Raw genomic sequence first — 17,547 nt, 5'->3', positions numbered from 1 at the left:
CTGGCCTGACGGAGGCTGACCAGGACTTTTCCGCTGTTCTCGCTGACTCTGGCGGACTTGACCGCTAGTCTCCGACGAGAGTCACAGGGCGAGCGTGTTGCTCGTGGCTCCCCAGGTGTGGGGCGACTAGGTTCCTCACCGGTCCGTATCCGACAGTTCGACATCCGAGGTGACGTAGGCGTGGCTCTTCCGCCCCTTACCCCTGAACAGCGCGCAGCCGCGCTCGAAAAGGCCGCCGCGGCTCGCCGGGAGCGGGCCGAGGTCAAGAATCGACTCAAGCACTCCGGCGCCTCCCTGCACGAGGTCATCAAGCAGGGCCAGGAAAACGACGTCATCGGCAAGATGAAGGTCTCCGCCCTGCTCGAGTCCCTGCCGGGCGTGGGCAAGGTCCGCGCCAAGCAGATCATGGAACGACTCGGCATCTCCGAGAGCCGCCGGGTTCGCGGCCTCGGCTCCAACCAGATCGCTTCCCTGGAGCGTGAGTTCGGCAGCACCGGCTCCTGAGTCCGGGACCTCCGGACTCTCCTGAGTCCCGGGACCTCCGGACCGGGAGTCCCGGGCACACCGGGATTGCTGGAATAATCGCTGCATGGCTGCAACATTCCGGGGGACGACCCCCGAGCCCCCGGACGTACGTCCGCGGCTGACCGTGCTCTCCGGCCCCTCCGGGGTCGGCAAGAGCACGGTCGTCGCCCATATGCGCAAGGAACACCCCGAGGTCTGGCTCTCGGTGTCGGCGACGACCCGCAAGCCCCGCCCCGGCGAGAAGCACGGCGTCCAGTACTTCTTCGTCACCGACGAGGAGATGGACAAGCTGATCGCCAACGGCGAGCTGCTGGAGTGGGCCGAGTTCGCCGGCAACCGCTACGGCACGCCGCGCGCGGCCGTCCTGGAGCGGTTGGAGGCGGGGGAGCCCGTCCTGCTGGAGATCGACCTCCAGGGTGCCCGGCAGGTGCGTGAGTCGATGAAGGACGCCCAGCTGGTGTTCCTGGCTCCTCCTTCCTGGGAGGAGCTCGTACGCAGGCTCACGGGACGTGGCACCGAACCGCCCGAGGTGATCGAGCGTCGCCTCGACGCGGCGAAGGTCGAACTGGCCGCCGAGCCGGAGTTCGACGTGACCCTGGTCAACACCTCCGTCGAGGACGTGGCTCGCGAGCTGCTAGCCTTGATGGATGTTCTGTGATCGCACGTGATGTGATCACGACCGATCTTTTCCCATCCATCGGAAGGTAGAGCGTGTCCTCTTCCATCTCCGCGCCCGAGGGCATCATCAACCCGCCGATCGACGAGCTCCTCGAGGCCACCGACTCGAAGTACAGCCTCGTGATCTACGCGGCCAAGCGGGCCCGCCAGATCAACGCGTACTACTCGCAGCTCGGCGAGGGCCTCCTCGAGTACGTCGGTCCGCTCGTCGACACCCACGTGCACGAGAAGCCGCTCTCGATCGCCCTGCGCGAGATCAACGCGGGTCTGCTGACGTCCGAGGCCGTCGAAGGCCCCGCGCAGTAGCCCTCCCGCGCAGTAGCACGTTCGTATCGCGGTTGACTTATCCACAGGCCCGGCAGCACGACTGTCGGGCCTGTGGTGTGTGATGGGGTCGTACGTTGCCGAGCCGGGGAGAGACGGTGGACAAGCCGAAGGTCGTTCTGGGGGTCAGTGGCGGCATCGCCGCGTACAAGGCCTGTGAGCTGCTGCGCAGGCTGACGGAGTCGGGTCACGACGTGCGCGTGGTGCCGACGGCCTCCGCGCTGCACTTCGTCGGCGCCGCCACCTGGTCCGCCCTCTCCGGCCACCCCGTTTCCACCGAGGTCTGGAACGACGTCCACGAGGTCCCCCACGTCCGCATCGGGCAGCACGCCGACCTGGTCGTCGTCGCCCCCGCCACCGCGGACATGCTCGCCAAGGCCGCCCACGGCCTGGCCGACGACCTGCTCACCAACACCCTCCTGACCGCCCGCTGCCCGGTCGTCTTCGCCCCCGCCATGCACACCGAGATGTGGGAGCACCCGGCCACACAGGAGAACGTGGCGACCCTGCGCCGCCGCGGCGCCGTCGTCATCGAGCCCGCGGTCGGCCGCCTCACCGGCGTCGACACGGGCAAGGGCCGGCTGCCCGACCCAGCCGAGATCTTCGAGGTCTGCCGTCGCGTCCTCGCCCGGGGCGTCACCGCCCCCGACCTCGTCGGCCGGCACGTCGTCGTCAGCGCGGGCGGCACCCGCGAACCCCTCGACCCGGTCCGCTTCCTCGGCAACCGCTCCTCCGGCAAGCAGGGCTACGCCCTCGCGCGCACCGCCGCGGCGCGCGGCGCCCGCGTCACGCTGGTCGCCGCCAACACCGGCATGCCCGACCCGGCGGGCGTCGACGTCGTCCAGGTGGGCACGGCCGTGCAGCTGCGCGAGGCGGTGCTCAAGGCCGCCGCGGACGCCGACGCCGTCGTCATGGCCGCGGCCGTCGCGGACTTCCGGCCCGCGGCATACGCCGCCGGAAAGATCAAGAAGAAGGACGGCCAGGACCCCGAGCCCGTCGTGCTCATACGGAATCCGGACATCCTCGCGGAGATCTCCTCCGAACGGCCCCGTGACGGGCAGGTGATCGTGGGCTTCGCCGCCGAGACCGACGACGTCCTGGCCAACGGCCGTTCCAAGCTGCGGCGCAAGGGCTGCGACCTCCTCGTGGTGAACGAGGTGGGCGAGCGCAAGACGTTCGGCTCCGAGGAGAACGAGGCGGTCGTCCTGGGCGCCGACGGCACCGAGACGCCGGTGCCCCACGGGCCGAAGGAACATCTGGCCGAAATCGTCTGGGACCTGGTGGCGGAGCGGCTCGGCTGAATGTTTCATTCGCTTCTCGGCCCCCTCGAACCTCCGCCACAGGGGTGTGGCGACCCTGGCCAAGCCCGCACGGGATTGGGCAGAATGCCCGTGCCGCTGGTCACAGCCCTCCCGAGAGGCGAGACGGAGAGGCCGGTGGCCGAGACCGACCGATAAACTGTTCCCGGACGGTGCCGGGCGCAGCCCCCGAGCCCGTCCGCCCATGATCAGCCAGCAGCCGCTGCAACCCCAGGGAGCGTTGTGTCCCGTCGCCTGTTCACCTCGGAGTCCGTAACCGAGGGCCACCCCGACAAGATCGCTGACCAGATCAGCGACACCATTCTCGACGCGCTCCTGCGCGAGGACCCGACCTCCCGGGTCGCCGTCGAGACGCTGATCACCACCGGCCTGGTGCACGTGGCCGGCGAGGTCACCACCAAGACCTACGCGGACATCGCGACCCTCGTCCGCAACAAGATCCTCGAGATCGGCTACGACTCCTCCAAGAAGGGCTTCGACGGCGCTTCCTGCGGTGTCTCGGTCTCGATCGGCGCACAGTCGCCGGACATCGCGCAGGGCGTGGACACGGCGTACGAGTCCCGGGTCGAGGGCGACGAGGACGAACTCGACAAGCAGGGCGCCGGCGACCAGGGCCTGATGTTCGGCTACGCCACGGACGAGACGCCGACCCTGATGCCGCTGCCGATCTTCCTGGCGCACCGCCTGTCCAAGCGCCTGTCCGAGGTCCGCAAGAACGGCACCATCCCCTACCTGCGCCCGGACGGCAAGACGCAGGTCACCATCGAGTACGACGGCGACAAGGCCGTCCGCCTCGACACGGTCGTCGTCTCCTCGCAGCACGCGTCCGACATCGACCTGGACTCGCTCCTCGCGCCCGACATCCGCGAGTTCGTCGTGGAGCCGGAGCTCAAGGCGCTCCTGGACGAGGGCATCAAGCTCGACACGGAGAACTACCGCCTCCTGGTGAACCCGACCGGCCGCTTCGAGATCGGCGGCCCGATGGGCGACGCCGGCCTGACCGGCCGCAAGATCATCATCGACACGTACGGCGGCATGGCCCGCCACGGCGGCGGCGCCTTCTCCGGCAAGGACCCGTCCAAGGTGGACCGCTCGGCCGCCTACGCGATGCGCTGGGTCGCCAAGAACGTCGTCGCGGCCGGCCTGGCCTCCCGCTGCGAGGTGCAGGTGGCGTACGCGATCGGCAAGGCCGAGCCGGTGGGTCTGTTCGTCGAGACCTTCGGCACCGCCACGATCGACCACGAGAAGATCGAGAAGGCGATCGACGAGGTCTTCGACCTCCGCCCGGCCGCCATCATCCGCGACCTCGACCTGCTCCGCCCGATCTACGCCCAGACGGCGGCCTACGGCCACTTCGGCCGCGAGCTGCCCGAGTTCACCTGGGAGCGGACGGACCGCGTGGAGGCGCTGAAGAAGGCCGTGGGTCTGTAACCCTCCCAGCAGGCCGTATCAGGGCCCGGTTCCCCTCGGGGGGCCGGGCCCGACGCGTTCGCGCTCCGGTATGCCCCCTGGCTACTCCTGGGTGCCGTCGTCCCCATCCCCGCCTCCTTCGCTCTCCGTGTTCTCCTCCGAGGCCTCGTCGGGCGGGGCGAAGCGGGTCCTGATCTCCTCAGCCGTGTCCGGGTTCTTGTCCTTGATGGCCCGCGCGACCTGATCGGCGACCATCACACACGCGTCCTCACCGGGCTTGAACCCCATCTGCCGCATGAATTCGGTGAAGAGGTCCGCCGGGTCCCTGACGGCCTCGACCGCCGCCTCCGGGGCGGCGCCGGGGACGAGGTGCCGGAACGGCTCGGCCACCTTTTCGTTGTTGGCGGCCGAGGTGAGCTGCGCCAGCAGGCCGATGTCGTTGACGGTCCGCTCGACCTTCTCGTCATTCCTGGCCAGCCACCACACGACCGCGCGTCCTGTGTCCTGGAGCACGTCGTCGCCCAAGTAGTCGCGCTTGTTCTTCTCCTGCTTCCGCTCGTGCTCCCAGAGTTCCTCGTCCTTGCGGATGGCGGCCAGCCGGTCCAGACGGCGCTGGTCGTCCTCCGAGAGCCGCAGGACGACATCGAGGGCCATGGCCCGGACACGGCCGCCACGATCGGGCAGCATCTCCGCCAGTGCCCCGCTCAGTTCGTGCTGGATCAGCGAGCTCCGGAACGGCTGGTGGGCCAGCGTCACCGCACCGGCCCGGTCCACGACCGCCTGCAGCGCGAGGCCACCGTGGTGCGTGCCAATGTCCTGCGCGTACGGCTTCTCGGGGCACCAGCGGATCGTCGCCGAGAAGAGGAAGTCGTAGTCGGCCAGGGCGCTGGGCAACGTGATGTCCCTGACCGACAGTTCACGGCGCTCGACCTCGGGCACCGGCGGTGCGGTGACCGTCTCGGACAGCGGCCTGCCGCGGTTCGTACGCAGTGTCGCGAACGTGACGCCCGCCCACGCGGCCCCCAGCAGGACCACGGCGAGCGGCCACGCCCACGCGGGCCAGGCCGTGTACAGACCGAGGATGAGCACGAGCATGGCGCTGATCAGCGCCATGAAGACGGAGACGGTCTTCTGGGCGGAACTCATGTCCGGATCCCCTTCCCGGGGTCGGCCCGCAGCGGCGGACGCCTGTGCTGTGCTTCTTCGATACGGGACAGCAGCCGCTCGGTCTTCTCGGCGGACAGGGACTTGCGTGCCGTCAGATAGATCTGGCGGAGGGCCGGGTAGTTCTCCGCGGCAGCGTCGACGAGGACGTCCAGGGCGAGGTGGACGAGTTCGGGGTCGTCGGCCGCGTCCGTCGTGGTGATCCACCGTTGGAGATGCGGCAGCCAGCTCCTGCTGCTGAAGCTCCTCAGTACGTCGCTCCAGCACATCAGGAGCCACAGCCGGGCGGAGGGCGACTGGAGCAGGGCGTGTTCCGGCCGGCTGGGCATGGTGAGCAGGCCGAGGAAGAGCCAGGCGTCGACGGCCTGTTGCCGCCCGTTGCGTCTCGGTGGTGCCAAGGCCAGCCGGAAGAGGAGATAGCGCCGCAGGCGCGTGTCCATCTCCACCAGTCTCAGCAGCACGTGCCGGGCCGCGTTCTTGCCGCTCCCTTCGTCCAAGGGCTCCCTGCGGGCGAGGTGGTGCAGCCTGACGACGGCCTGTTCCGGATGCGTGAACGCCATGACGTTCACGCACACATCGACCAACACCCGGCGCAGATTCGGTTCGGCAGGCCGGATCGCCCAGGTGTAGATCGCATGGCGGAAGTGCCGACTCGTCCGCTCGTCCTCGTTGCGCACACCCCAACCGAGCCATTCGGCCGCGGCACGCAGACGCGCTGGGTCGTCGTACCGCAGTGCCCAGTCCCGGGCCGGTTCGGCCAGTCTGTCCGCGTCCTCCGTCAGTGCGCACAGCGCCGCCAGCCGTACTACGAGGTCCTTCCGCCCCTCCTCGGGGAACTGGGGCAGAGCCAGCACCTGCTCCACCCAGTCGCGCAGCGGTCTGCGCAGGTCGGGCATGTTCCGCCAGAAGAAGCGGCGTACGGCGTGGTCGTGGCGCAGCTTGTCGAAGTGGACGCGGGCCTCGTCGTTCCGGGAGGCCCCCACCTCGCGCAGGCGCTCCGTCAGACTCTCGTGCTCCAGCAGCGGACGGTCGTCGCCCGCGATCCGCAGGCTCCTGCGGAGAATCGCCGCCGCCCGGTGAACCAGGTCGGCCGGCGCGCCGTGCAGCATGGCGACCGACAGCAGCAGTGCCCGCTGCGGGCCGTTATGCAGCGGCGGGACGAAGTCGTCCTCTTCCTCCTCGGCGGCGGCGATGGCCTGTCGGCACCAGTCTGCGAAGGACTCCTCCGGTTTGGCGGTCCGGCGGGCATCCACGATGATGCCCGCCAGGTACGCCAGCTCCCGCATGGGCGGCTTGTCGCTGAGGTAGTCGGTCAGCTCCTTCGGCGCCTGCCCGGAGTCCCCTGGGTCGACGCCCCGCAGGCGCAGGTGCCGAGCGATCACTTCGAGGTCGTCGGGGCGGTTGACGACTCTGCGGTACGCCGCGAAGTCGGGGCTCAACCTGTCGGCGTGTGCCGGGGGCAGGACCACGGCGAGGAACGACCGCTTGTCCAGGAGAATCTTGTGGAAGCCGGGGAACCGGTTGTGGCACTGCGTCCACACGTCCTCCTCGGCATCCGACAGGTCAAGCAGCATCCGGTCCCCTTCCCCTATGAGTTCCGGGGTGAGGGGTTCGGCTGACTGGTCATCGGCGTCGGGAGTGAGCTCGTGGTAGACGCCCGATCCGCGAGGCAGCTCTCGCAGCAGGACCCGGGCGGCCGTGGTTCTGCCGTTCCCGGGAGTGCCGTACAGGAACACGATGTTGTGGCGCTCCAGGGTGTCGTAGGCGTCGTTGATGCCCATGGGCCTGGCGAACCGCCGCTGGAGGCGGCTCAGTTGCTCGTCGGCCACCTGACGGGGCGGAGTGTTCCGCGACGACATGACATCCGGCGGGGGTTCGTTTCCGTGGAAATGGAACTCCACGTCGTAGTAGTCGCGGATGCCGCCTGCACCGGGACCGGGCGCGTCGGTCATCGCCTGTCGTCCTGGGACGGCGGTATCGGACCGAAGGTGTGGCTGATGTCGCCCTGGTGATTGCCGGCCGTGTAGATCGCGCCCGGCCCGGACTGGTCGACGTGGTGAGTGGGACCGATGTGGATCTTCCCGTTGTTCCGGTCCAGGTCGGTCCGGTAGGTGTCACCCATCGTCGGGGTCGTCGGCTCGGGCGGTTCGGGCTCGGTCGTCGCGCGGTCCGCGGCGGCGAGAGCGGGGACCAGGTCGGCCAGGGAGTTGCCGATGCGTTTGAGGTCGGCTTCGTCGTTCTGGTGGTCGTAGCGGAGGGTTTGGCAGTCCGCCAGCCACAGCAGGGCGTCGGGCAGTTCGTTCCGCGCCGGCCGTTCGGTGCGGCGGCCGACGAGGACCGGGATCACGCGGCGGTGGCAGCGGTACGACTCCAGGATCTCCTTCGTGACCCAGTCGCCCTCGACGCCGAGCCGGGGGTGGCCGAGCCAGCGGTCACCGATCAGGGCGAGCAGGACGGAGCTTCGGCGCGCGTTGCCGAGGAGGTGATCGTCGAACTTGTCGCCGGGGGCGATGGACCGGCTGGCACGGTAGACGTTCTCGTCGCCGAAGCGGGCGCGCAGGGCGTTGTCGAGGGTCGTGGCGGCGTGTTCGCCATCATTCGTACGGTAGTTGATGAAGATTTCGGGCATGACGGAGTGACCTCTCTGTCGGACGGCTGTGAGGGAACGGGTGCCGGTCAGAGCGCCTGAGGCGAGAGCGCGGCGGTGAGCGAGGGCGCCAGGGCGCGGTACGCGGGGTGGCGTGGGTGCCGGGAGAGGACACGGGCGAGCCGGCGCAGGTCGGCCGTGATGGTCTGGGAGCCCACGCCCGAGGTGTGCTCCAGCAGATCACGCGTCAGTTCGCAGGCATGCGCGTTCTCTCCGGCGACGGCGTGGGCCAGAGCCCGACGGGCGCCGTAGCGACGCCGGGTGCGCAGGGCGTCCGGCGCGAGCCGGGCATACTCGGCGTCGAGGACCTCGGCGGCCTCTCGGGGTCTGCCCAGGTCCAGCAGGCACCAGCCGGTCACCATGGCGACGGGGTCGCGCAGATGCGTGGGACCGAGCACCGGGGCGTCGGACGCGGGTCCCTCCGCGGCGGCCCGGCCGAAGAGGACGCGGGCGCGTTCGAGCAGGCGCATGCAGGCGTCGTGGTCTCCGACCAGGGCATGCCCCTGGGCCGCGCGCTGAGCCGCCAGGGCCCGGATGCGCGGCGGGAGCCGCCCGCTCAGCGCGCCCTCCGCGAGTGCGACCGTGTCCGCGCCCTCGCCCCGGTAGTAGGTGATCAGGGCCTGGCGGACCAGGGCGTACGACGCCAGATGCCCGTCGCCCGCGGCCTCGGCGATGTCCACGGCATGCGCTGTCCAGTGGGCAGCGGCCGCGTCGTCCCCCGCCTCCTGGGCCATCCAGCCGGTGAACTCGGCGAAGCGCGCGGCCAGGGCGAGCAGCCCGCGGCCCGTGTCGCCACCGGTGTGCACGGCGAGCGAACGCAAGGCGCCGGTCTGTTCGACGAGCGTCGGCAGGAGAGCCTGCGGTGGGGACAACTGGCCGATGCGGCGGTACTGGTCGAAGAGACCGCGGTATGCGTCGACCAGCGGTTGACCGGATGCCTTGGACTGGGCGGCGGTAGTGGTGGGAGCGGACTGGGCGGCGGCGGTGGTGGGAGCGGAGGCCGCGATGCCGAACACCGATACCGCGCCGACCGCCATCAGCCGGCGACGCGACGGCGGGGACCACTGGCCGTCGTCCGGAGGGTTGGTGGAGTCTGTGGGCATGGCTCCTGCCTGGTCGGGAACGGGCGGCTGGCCGGACGGACGACGTCCCGGGACGCCGGGGACCAGAGCCGCCAGCGCACCGCCGGCCTCCAGAGCCGCGTCGCACAGGCGGGCGAACTCGGTCGTCGGCCGTTTGCGGCCGGTCTCGACCTTGCTGATCTGCCCCTTGCTGTAGTGCACCGCGGTGGCGAACTGCGTCAGCGTGAGCCCGGCGGCGATGCGCAGCCGGCGCAGTTCGGCTCCGAAGAGACATGGCCGCTCCAGCACGTGAACCCCCCCTCATGCCGACGCCGCCGGTACTCCAGGTCGTCCGTCGTCGCGTTTCAGCGTCGCCAGGCGTCGTGGGGCGGGCAAGGCGGTCGGCGGTGTTTCCCGTTTCCACTTCTGATACCGGCCCCGGGGTCCATGGCAAGCCTGCGGGTGGCCAGGGAGGCCGGATCGGCCGGGGAAATGGCCGGGAGCGCGGGCTTGCCGGGCGGCTCGCCGATGATCCGCGGGTGAGGCCTTCGGGGGATCGGGCGCCGTCGTTTGTCAGTGGGGTTTGGTAAGAATGCAAGCGTGAGCAGCGAGAACGGGGCGGGGGGCGGCGGCGGGGAGGGTGCGCCGCCGGAGCAGCTTGCGCTCATCAGGGAGAGTGTGCGGAAGGCGAGGGAGCCGCGGGCCAAGCCGCGGACCTGGCGGGGCGCCGCGCTGGCCGGGGAGCTGCCGGTCGCGCGGGTGCTGGTCGACAAGGGCGTGCTGCATCTCGACCGGTACTTCGACTACGCGGTGCCCGAGGAGCTCGACGCCGACGCGCAGCCCGGTGTGCGGGTGCGGGTGCGGTTCGGGGCCGGGCGGCACCGGGTGCGGGAAGGGCGGCGCGAGGGCGGCGGCCTGATCGACGGGTTCCTGATCGAGCGGCGCGCCCAGTCCGACTACTCGGGGCCGCTGGCCGCGCTCGCCCAGGTGGTGTCGCCCGAGCCGGTGCTGAGCGAGGAGCTGCTGGGGCTCGCGCGGGCCGTAGCCGACCGGTACGCGGGCAGCCTCGCCGACGTACTGCAGCTCGCCGTGCCGCCCCGCAGCGCCCGGGCCGAGCAGCGGCCCTCGCCCGAGCCGCTGCCGCCGCCCGGCGCGCCGGAGACGGGGTCCTGGGCGCGGTACGAGCGGGCGGCGGCGTTCCTGGAGTCGCTGGCGTCCGGCGGAGCCCCACGTGCCGTGTGGAACGCGTTGCCGGGGCCCGGGTGGAGCGAGGAGATCGCGCGGGCCGTGGTGGCGACGCTGGCCTCCGGACGCGGGGCCCTCGTCGTCCTGCCGGACGGGCGGGCCGTCGCGCGCGTCGACGCCGCGCTGACCGCCCTGCTGGGCGAGGGGCGGCACGCGGTGCTCACCGCCGACGCCGGGCCCGAGAGGCGGTACCGGGAGTGGCTGGCGGTGCGTCGAGGCTCCGTCCGTGCCGTCGTCGGAACCCGGGCCGCCATGTTCGCGCCCGTCCAGGACCTCGGGCTGGTGGCCATCTGGGACGACGGCGACGACAGTCACAGCGAACTGCACGCCCCTCAGCCGCATGCGCGCGAGGTGCTGCTGTTGCGAGCCGCACAGGACAAGTGCGCCTTTCTGCTGGGCGGTTGGAGTTGCACCGTGGAGGCCGCCCAGCTCGTCGAGAGCGGCTGGGCGCGGCCGCTCGTCGCCGCCCGGGAGCAGGTGCGGGCTCTCGCGCCGCTCGTACGGACCGTGGGGGACGGCGATCTCGCGCGTGACGAGGCCGCCCGGGCCGCCCGCCTGCCGACGCTGGCCTGGCAGGCCGTCAGGGAGGGCCTGCGCCACGGGCCGGTGCTCGTACAGGTGCCCCGGCGGGGATACGTGCCGCGCATGGCGTGCGCCAACTGCCGTGCGCCCGCCCGGTGCCGGCACTGCTCCGGGCCGTTGGAGGGGCAGGAGTCGGGGGCGGCGCTGCGGTGCGGGTGGTGCGGGCGCGAGGAGAGCGGCTGGCACTGTCCGGAGTGCGGCGGATTCCGGCTGCGGGGGCAGGTCGTGGGAGCGCGCCGGACGGCCGAGGAGCTGGGGCGGGCCTTCCCCGCCGTTCCCGTGCGGACGTCGGGGCGTGAGCATGTGCTGGACACCGTGCCGGGGGCCCCGGCGCTGGTGGTCAGCACGCCGGGGGCCGAGCCGGTCGCCGAGGGTGGCTACGCGGCGGCGCTGCTGCTGGACGGCTGGGCGATGCTCGGGCGGCCCGATCTGCGGGCCGGCGAGGACGCGCTGCGGCGCTGGATCGCGGCCGCCACGCTCGTCCGGCCGCAGGGCGCCGGGGGCACCGTGGTCGTCGTCGCCGAACCGACGCTGCGGCCCGTGCAGGCGCTGGTGCGGTGGGACCCCGTCGGACACGCGGTGCGGGAGCTCGGCGAGCGGGCCGAGCTGGGCTTTCCGCCCGTGTCCAGGATGGCGGCCGTGTCGGGGACGGCGGAGGCGGTCACCGAGTTCCTGCGTACGGCCGAACTGCCGTCGGAGGCCGAGGTACTGGGACCCGTCCCCCTGCCGGTCACGTCGGCGGGCCGACCGCGCCGGGTGGGGGCACCGCCTCCCGGTGAGCACTGGGAGCGGGCGCTGGTACGAGTGCCGCCCGGCAGCGGAGCCGCGCTGGCATCGGCGTTGAAGTCCGCGCAGGCGGCGCGGATGGCCCGCGGTGCCGCGGCCGGGGAGACCGCGGTCCGGGTGCGCGTCGACCCACCGGACATCGGCTGACGCACGCACGGGGGCAGCCTGCGGGGGAGGGCGGACCGGTCACCGTCGGCCCGCGCGCAGGGCGAGCGGCGGTAGGCGAAACCGCGGCGTTCTGATCGGCGGCCGTCGGCCTGCCCGGAGGAAGGGCTGTCGCGACGGCCGGGGCGGCTGCCTTGTGGCCGACGGGTGCGCCGGATCGCGGACGGCCGTATCCCGGCACACGTCTGCCCTCCCGGATGCGCAGGGTCACCGGGAGGGCTGGCAGGGGAAGGTGGTTCAGCCGTTGCGGGGGCCGGGGAAGGCCGTTGGCATGGCCTCCTCGCGGAGGACGGGGCTGCCCGCCGTCGGCTGGGTGGGCATGGCGCGGGCGGCGGGGACCGTCGGCACCGTGGGCATGCCGGTGTTCACGGTGACCGCCCTGCCCGCCGACTGTTCGGCCGTGCGCTCGGCCTCGGCGGCGGCCTGGGCGGCGGCGCGACGGGCGCCGTAACGGCGGTGTACCGCCTGCTTGGTGACGCCGAGTGCGGAACCCACCGCGTCCCACGAGAAACCGAGGGAGCGGTCGAAGTCGACCGCCGCCGTCACCAGGGTCTCGACGCTGTCCCGCAGTTCCTGGGCGAGGCGGACCGTCGGGGCGGGGGCACGTCCGTAGACGACGAAGCCCGTGGAGGGGCCGGAGCGGCGCGGGCGGTAGACGTTGCCCAACTGGGCGGTGAGCGTGCGCAGTGCGTCCACCTGCCGGCGGACCCGCTCGATGTCCCGCACCAGCAAGTGCAGGCTGGCCCGAGCCTGGGCGTCGTGGGTTGCGTGGTCGGCCATGAACAAGCCTCTCGAACCGGCGTTGAAAAGGATCGGGCCGCGCTGAAGCGGCCCGTTGTGGTCAACTCTTTCTTGACCAACGCGTCAACGCTCCGCGGGTCACGCAGTGGGGGCGTGTGGGCGTGTGCGTGCGCCCCGGTGGGGGACGGCGCGCCTCGGCCGCCGGCCGTGGGCCCGGCCGTTCTCCCGTCCGCACCAGCCGTTTCTCCTCGGCGGTGAGGTCATAGACTGGGTCGCTGCCCGCAACCCGCTCCCCGAGAGGCCCGAACCCACCCATGAAGCTCGTCTTCGCCGGGACCCCCGAGGTCGCCGTTCCCGCTCTGGACGCTCTGATCGCCTCCGGGCGGCACGAGGTGGCCGCCGTCGTCACGCGGCCCGACGCGCCGGCGGGACGGGGACGCCGGCTGGTCGCGTCGCCCGTGGCGCAGCGGGCGGAGGAGGCCGGCATCGAGGTGCTGAAGCCGCTCAAGCCACGGGACCCCGAGTTCCTGGAGCGGCTGCGGGAGATCGCGCCCGACTGCTGTCCCGTGGTGGCCTACGGCGCCCTCCTGCCCCGCGTCGCCCTCGACGTCCCCGCCCACGGCTGGGTCAACCTGCACTTCTCGCTGCTGCCCGCCTGGCGGGGCGCCGCGCCCGTGCAGCACTCCCTCATGGCCGGGGACGAGATCACGGGCGCCTCGACCTTCCTGATCGAGGAGGGACTGGACTCCGGGCCCGTCTACGGCACCGTCACCGAGGAGATCCGGCCCACCGACACCAGCGGCGACCTGCTCACCCGCCTCGCCTTCGCCGGCGCCGGCCTGCTCGCCGCGACCATGGACGGCATCGAGGACGGCACGCTGAAGGCCGTACCGCAGCCGGCCGACGGCATCACCATGGCCCCGAAGATCACCGTCGAGGACGCCCAGGTGGACTGGCACGCACCGGCGTTGCGGGTCGACCGGGTCGTGCGCGGCTGCACGCCCGCGCCGGGTGCCTGGACCGTCTTCCGGGGCGAGCGGCTGAAGCTGATCCAGGTCACGCCCGTGCCGGAGCGGACCGACCTCGCGCCCGCCAGGCTGGCCGTCGGCAAGAACAGCGTGCACGTGGGCACCGGCTCGTACGCCGTCGAGCTGCTGTGGGTGCAGGCCCAGGGCAAGAAGCCGATGCGGGCCGCCGACTGGGCGCGCGGGGTGCGCATCACCGACGGCGAGAGCCTCGGCGCGTAACCGGCGGGTCCGGGCGACGTACGCTGGGGACGTATTTCCCTGATCTCACCTCCGGAGCACCTTTTTCGTGAGCGACACCCCCCGTGGGCCCCGCAAGCCCGGCAAGCCCTACCGGCGGCCCAAGAAGGACCCCGTCCGCATCCTCGCCTTCGAGGCGCTGAGGGCCGTGGACGAGCGGGACGCCTACGCCAACCTCGTCCTGCCGCCGTTGCTGCGCAAGGCGCGGGAGAAGGAGGGGCCCGAGCGGTTCGACGGGCGGGACGCGGCGCTGGCGACCGAGCTGGTCTACGGGACGCTGCGGTGGCAGGGGACGTACGACGCGGTCATCGCGGCCTGTGTCGACCGGCCGCTGCGCGAGGTCGACCCGCCGGTGCTCGACGTGCTCAGCCTCGGCGTGCACCAGTTGCTGGGCACGCGCATCCCGACGCACGCCGCCGTCTCCGCCTCCGTGGAGCTGGCGCGCGTCGTGCTCGGCGACGGGCGGGCCAAGTTCGTCAACGCCGTGCTGCGCAAGGTCGCCCAGGACGATCTCGACGGGTGGATCGAGAAGGTCGCGCCGACCTACGACGAGGACCCCGAGGACCATCTCGCCGTCGTGCACTCGCATCCGCGCTGGGTGGTCTCCGCTCTGTGGGACTCGCTCGGCGGCGGCCGCGCCGGCATCGAGGCACTGCTGGCGGCCGACAACGAACGGCCCGAGGTGACGCTCGTGGCCCGTCCCGGCCGGTCCACGACCGAGGAGCTGCTCGACGAGGAGGCCGCGGTGCCGGGGCGCTGGTCGCCGTACGCCGTGCGGCTGACCGAGGGCGGCGAACCCGGCGCGATCGAGGCCGTGCGGGAGGGGCGGGCCGGCGTGCAGGACGAGGGCAGCCAGCTCGTCGCGCTCGCCCTGGCCAACGCGCCGCTGAACGGGCCCGACGAGAGGTGGCTCGACGGATGCGCCGGGCCCGGCGGGAAGGCCGCACTGCTGGCGGCCCTGGCCGCCGCGCGCGGGGCCGTGCTGCTCGCCTCCGAGAAGCAGCCGCACCGGGCCGGCCTGGTGGCCAAGGCGCTCAGCGGCAACCCCGGGCCGTATCAGGTCATCGCCGCCGACGGCACCCGCCCGCCGTGGCGGCCCGGCTCCTTCGACCGCGTGCTGATGGACGTGCCCTGCACCGGGCTCGGCGCCCTCAGGCGGCGGCCGGAGGCGCGCTGGCGGCGCCGCCCCGAGGACCTGGAGGGGTTCGCGCCCCTGCAGCGGGCGCTGCTGCACTCCGCCCTGGACGCCGTACGCGTCGGCGGCGTGGTCGGCTACGCCACCTGCTCGCCGCACCTCGCCGAGACCCGGGCCGTCGTCGACGACGTCCTCAAGCAGCGCCCGGAGGCCGAACTCCTCGACGCCCGCCCGCTGTTGCCGGGCGTGCCGGACCTCGGCGACGGTCCCGACGTGCAGCTGTGGCCGCATCTGCACGGGACCGACGCGATGTACCTGGCGCTCATTCGGAGGACTGGCTGACCCTGGGGCCGACCGCCTCGGGGGAGCCGGTCTCTCCGTCCGCGTGTGCCAGGTGGTGCGGCCACCACACCTTCTTGCCCACGTCCAGGAAGAGCGACGTCACCAGCACGGACCGCACCACGAACGTGTCCAGCAGCACGCCCAGGGCCACCGCGAAGCCGATCTCGGCGAACCCCACCATGGGCAGCGTGCCGAGCGCGGCGAAGGTGCCCGCGAGCACCAGGCCGGCCGAGGTGATCACCGCGCCGGTGGCGGCGAGACCCGTGACGACGCCCGGGCGGGTGCCCTGGCGCAGGGCCTCCTCGCGGATGCGGGTGGTCAGGAAGATGTTGTAGTCGATGCCGAGCGCCACCAGGAAGACGAAGACGAAGAGCGGGAAGGCCACGTCCTCGCCCGCGTAGTCGAAGACGTGCCGGAACACCAGGGCGCTCAGCCCCAGCGCCGTGGCCAGCGACAGGCAGACGGTCGCGATCAGCAGGAGCGGTGCCACCAGCGCACGCAGCAGGAGGCAGAGCACCAGCAGGACGACGGCCAGGACGAGCGGGATGACCAGGTAGTTGTCGTGGACCTGGGCGTTCTCCATGTCCAGCAGCGCCGCCGTGCCGCCGCCCACCAGGGCGTCGGCGCCGGGCACGGCGTGCACCGCGTCGCGCACCCGCTCCACGGTCGCCTTGGCCGCGTCGCTGTCGGAGGGCGCCCGCATGGTCGCCTCCAGCAGCACCTGCCCGTCGCGCTCGGGCGCCGCGCCGGGCGGTACGCCGATGCTCTGCGGGACGACACCCCGGTCCGCGGCGATGGCGCGGCCCACCTGCTCCGCCTGCGCCCGGTTGGTGACGATGACGAGCGGGTCGCCGGTGCCCGCCGGGAAGTAGCGTGCGGAGACCTTCTGTCCGGTGATGGAGTCCGGGGTGTTGGTGAAGGCGTCCGCGTTGGCGATTCCGTCCGCGCGCAACTGGAACAGGCCCATCGACAGCGCGACCAGCACCGCGGTCGTGATGCCCCAGATCATCCGCGGACGCACGGCGATACGGCGGCCCATGCGGGCCCAGATGCCCCGCTCGGTGGGATCGGCCGAGCCGTGGTGCGGGATCGCGGGCCAGAAGATCCACCGGCCGAAGATCAGCAGCAGGGCCGGGAAGAGGGTCAGCATGGCCAGCAGCGCGACCATGACGCCGATGGCGGCCACCGGACCCAGGCCCCGGGTGGAGTTCATCTCGGCGACCAGCAGCACCAGCATGCTCAGCACGACGGTGGCGCCGGAGGCGAGGACCGCGGGACCGGCCCGGTTCATGGCGAGTTCCATCGCCTCGTGGCGGTCCCTGTGCCGCCGCAGCTCCTCCCGGTAACGGGCGACGAGCAGCAGCGCGTAGTCGGTGCCCGCCCCGAAGACGAGGACCGTCAGGATGCCCGCGCTCTGGCCGTTCACGGTCAGGCCGGCGTGTTTGGCGAGCAGATAGATCAGCGCCTGTGCCGTGAACAGGGCGGCCACCACCCCGAGCAGCGGCACGAACAGCAACGTCGGACTGCGGTAGGTGAACAGCAGGATCACGATCACGATGGCCATCGCCGAGAACAGCAGTGTCGAGTCGATGCCCTCGAAGGCCTTGGAGAAGTCCGCCGAGGTGCCGCCCGGCCCGGTGATGTGCACCGTGAGCCCGCCGCCGCCCCTGCCCACCTGTTCGCGGATGGAGTCGACCGCCGGCGCGATGCGCTGCCAGCCCTGCGCGTCCATGGTGATGGGCACGTAGATCTGGGCGGCGCGCGGTGCGGTCGCACGGTCGTAGACGGGGCCGCGGGTCTCGGCGCCGCGGATGCCGTGGGCGTCCAGCGTCCTGATCTGCTGGACGTCCTGGGCGATCTGCTGCCGGTCGCGGACAGTCAGCCCGTCCGCGCGGGCGTAGACGACCACCGCGGGGATCTGCTCGGGCCTGAAGTGCTCGGAGGCGTTGAGAACTTTGGTGGACTCGGCGGAACCGGGCAGCCAGGACTGGGCGTCGTTGTCCTGAGCACTGTTGAGCTTCGAACCGAACGGGGCCGCGATCACCAGGACCACCAGCCACAGGATCACGATCAGCCACTTCGAGCGCCGACCGCACACGAACCGGACGGCGTTCCGCTTCCAGGTGTACAGCTGCCTCATGGCGACCCCCGTGGACGT

General features: G+C 72.0%; 14 protein-coding genes. 8 read left to right on the top strand and 6 right to left on the bottom strand.

Annotated elements, in window-relative coordinates; genetic code table 11:
- The first annotated feature begins 180 nt into the window (after nucleotides 1-180).
- The 5 genes from FBY22_RS27665 (at nucleotide 181) to metK (ending at nucleotide 4,277) form a co-directional block, all read left to right on the top strand.
- Nucleotides 181-504 (top strand): integration host factor, encoded by a 324-nt coding sequence (locus tag FBY22_RS27665; RefSeq protein ID WP_003977346.1) that lies wholly within the window; start codon nucleotides 181-183, stop codon nucleotides 502-504.
- An 85-nt stretch (nucleotides 505-589) separates the two neighbouring features.
- The gene (gene gmk, locus FBY22_RS27660) at nucleotides 590-1,183 is read left to right on the top strand and encodes a guanylate kinase (RefSeq protein WP_142150433.1); all 594 of its coding nucleotides are present in this window, start codon (nucleotides 590-592) and stop codon (nucleotides 1,181-1,183) included.
- Nucleotides 1,184-1,236: 53 nt separating this feature from the next.
- Nucleotides 1,237-1,509 carry a DNA-directed RNA polymerase subunit omega gene (gene rpoZ / locus FBY22_RS27655; RefSeq protein ID WP_003988945.1) on the top strand — a complete coding sequence of 91 codons (273 nt, stop codon included), beginning with the start codon at nucleotides 1,237-1,239 and terminating at the stop codon, nucleotides 1,507-1,509.
- Between the two features lie 116 nt (nucleotides 1,510-1,625).
- The gene (gene coaBC, locus FBY22_RS27650) at nucleotides 1,626-2,828 is read left to right on the top strand and encodes a bifunctional phosphopantothenoylcysteine decarboxylase/phosphopantothenate--cysteine ligase CoaBC (protein WP_142150431.1); all 1,203 of its coding nucleotides are present in this window, start codon (nucleotides 1,626-1,628) and stop codon (nucleotides 2,826-2,828) included.
- 240 nt (nucleotides 2,829-3,068) lie between these two features.
- Nucleotides 3,069-4,277: a methionine adenosyltransferase gene (metK, locus tag FBY22_RS27645; RefSeq protein WP_058926521.1), complete on the top strand. Its 1,209-nt coding sequence runs from the start codon at nucleotides 3,069-3,071 to the stop codon at nucleotides 4,275-4,277.
- An 81-nt stretch (nucleotides 4,278-4,358) separates the two neighbouring features.
- Here the strand turns inward: metK and FBY22_RS27640 are convergent, their stop codons facing one another.
- Genes FBY22_RS27640 through FBY22_RS27625 form a run of 4 tightly spaced genes read right to left on the bottom strand, consistent with a single transcriptional unit; the run spans nucleotide 4,359 to nucleotide 9,437 of the window.
- The gene (locus FBY22_RS27640; RefSeq protein ID WP_142150429.1) at nucleotides 4,359-5,402 is read right to left on the bottom strand and encodes a hypothetical protein; all 1,044 of its coding nucleotides are present in this window, start codon (nucleotides 5,400-5,402) and stop codon (nucleotides 4,359-4,361) included.
- A complete protein-coding gene (locus FBY22_RS27635) occupies nucleotides 5,399-7,372 on the bottom strand; it encodes a hypothetical protein (protein WP_142150426.1) in 1,974 nt (657 codons plus the stop codon). The genes FBY22_RS27640 and FBY22_RS27635 overlap by 4 nt, the downstream gene beginning before the upstream one ends.
- On the bottom strand, nucleotides 7,369-8,049 hold the full coding sequence (locus FBY22_RS27630) for a toll/interleukin-1 receptor domain-containing protein (protein WP_142150424.1): 681 nt from the start codon (nucleotides 8,047-8,049) through the stop codon (nucleotides 7,369-7,371). Before FBY22_RS27630 ends, FBY22_RS27635 begins: the two co-directional genes overlap by 4 nt.
- Nucleotides 8,050-8,096: 47 nt before the next feature.
- Complete coding sequence (locus FBY22_RS27625) at nucleotides 8,097-9,437, bottom strand: helix-turn-helix transcriptional regulator (RefSeq protein WP_142150422.1); 1,341 nt, start codon at nucleotides 9,435-9,437, stop codon at nucleotides 8,097-8,099.
- Between the two features lie 291 nt (nucleotides 9,438-9,728).
- On the opposite strand from FBY22_RS27625, the gene FBY22_RS27620 reads away from it, so the two are divergent.
- On the top strand, nucleotides 9,729-11,888 hold the full coding sequence (locus FBY22_RS27620) for a primosomal protein N' (protein ID WP_142150420.1): 2,160 nt from the start codon (nucleotides 9,729-9,731) through the stop codon (nucleotides 11,886-11,888).
- Nucleotides 11,889-12,143: 255 nt separating this feature from the next.
- On the opposite strand, the gene FBY22_RS27615 is transcribed toward FBY22_RS27620, so the two are convergent.
- A complete protein-coding gene (locus FBY22_RS27615; protein WP_142150418.1) occupies nucleotides 12,144-12,686 on the bottom strand; it encodes a hypothetical protein in 543 nt (180 codons plus the stop codon).
- Between the two features lie 275 nt (nucleotides 12,687-12,961).
- Here FBY22_RS27615 and fmt point away from each other — a divergent pair, with 275 nt between their 5' ends.
- Nucleotides 12,962-13,894, top strand: a complete 933-nt coding sequence (gene fmt / locus FBY22_RS27610; RefSeq protein WP_142150416.1) for a methionyl-tRNA formyltransferase — start codon at nucleotides 12,962-12,964, stop codon at nucleotides 13,892-13,894.
- A 67-nt stretch (nucleotides 13,895-13,961) separates the two neighbouring features.
- Nucleotides 13,962-15,389, top strand: a complete 1,428-nt coding sequence (locus FBY22_RS27605; protein ID WP_142150414.1) for an RsmB/NOP family class I SAM-dependent RNA methyltransferase — start codon at nucleotides 13,962-13,964, stop codon at nucleotides 15,387-15,389.
- Here FBY22_RS27605 and FBY22_RS27600 read toward each other — a convergent pair.
- Nucleotides 15,370-17,529: an MMPL family transporter gene (locus FBY22_RS27600; RefSeq protein ID WP_260845182.1), complete on the bottom strand. Its 2,160-nt coding sequence runs from the start codon at nucleotides 17,527-17,529 to the stop codon at nucleotides 15,370-15,372. The two genes, FBY22_RS27605 and FBY22_RS27600, sit on opposite strands and share 20 nt — an antisense overlap.
- Nucleotides 17,530-17,547 lie beyond the last annotated feature (18 nt).

Origin of the sequence: Streptomyces sp. SLBN-31 (genome assembly GCF_006715395.1) — a bacterium.
Taxonomy (GTDB): domain Bacteria; phylum Actinomycetota; class Actinomycetes; order Streptomycetales; family Streptomycetaceae; genus Streptomyces.
This window is presented reverse-complemented; position numbering and strand designations above follow the sequence as displayed.

Coding starts and splice junctions, on each gene's coding strand:
- gmk (WP_142150433.1), top strand. CDS start 590: ATGGCTGCAACATTCCGGGGGACGACCCCCGAGCCCCCGGACGTACGT.
- FBY22_RS27640 (WP_142150429.1), bottom strand. CDS start 5,402: ATGAGTTCCGCCCAGAAGACCGTCTCCGTCTTCATGGCGCTGATCAGC.
- FBY22_RS27635 (WP_142150426.1), bottom strand. CDS start 7,372: ATGACCGACGCGCCCGGTCCCGGTGCAGGCGGCATCCGCGACTACTAC.
- FBY22_RS27630 (WP_142150424.1), bottom strand. CDS start 8,049: ATGCCCGAAATCTTCATCAACTACCGTACGAATGATGGCGAACACGCC.
- FBY22_RS27615 (WP_142150418.1), bottom strand. CDS start 12,686: ATGGCCGACCACGCAACCCACGACGCCCAGGCTCGGGCCAGCCTGCAC.
- fmt (WP_142150416.1), top strand. CDS start 12,962: ATGAAGCTCGTCTTCGCCGGGACCCCCGAGGTCGCCGTTCCCGCTCTG.
- FBY22_RS27600 (WP_260845182.1), bottom strand. CDS start 17,529: ATGAGGCAGCTGTACACCTGGAAGCGGAACGCCGTCCGGTTCGTGTGC.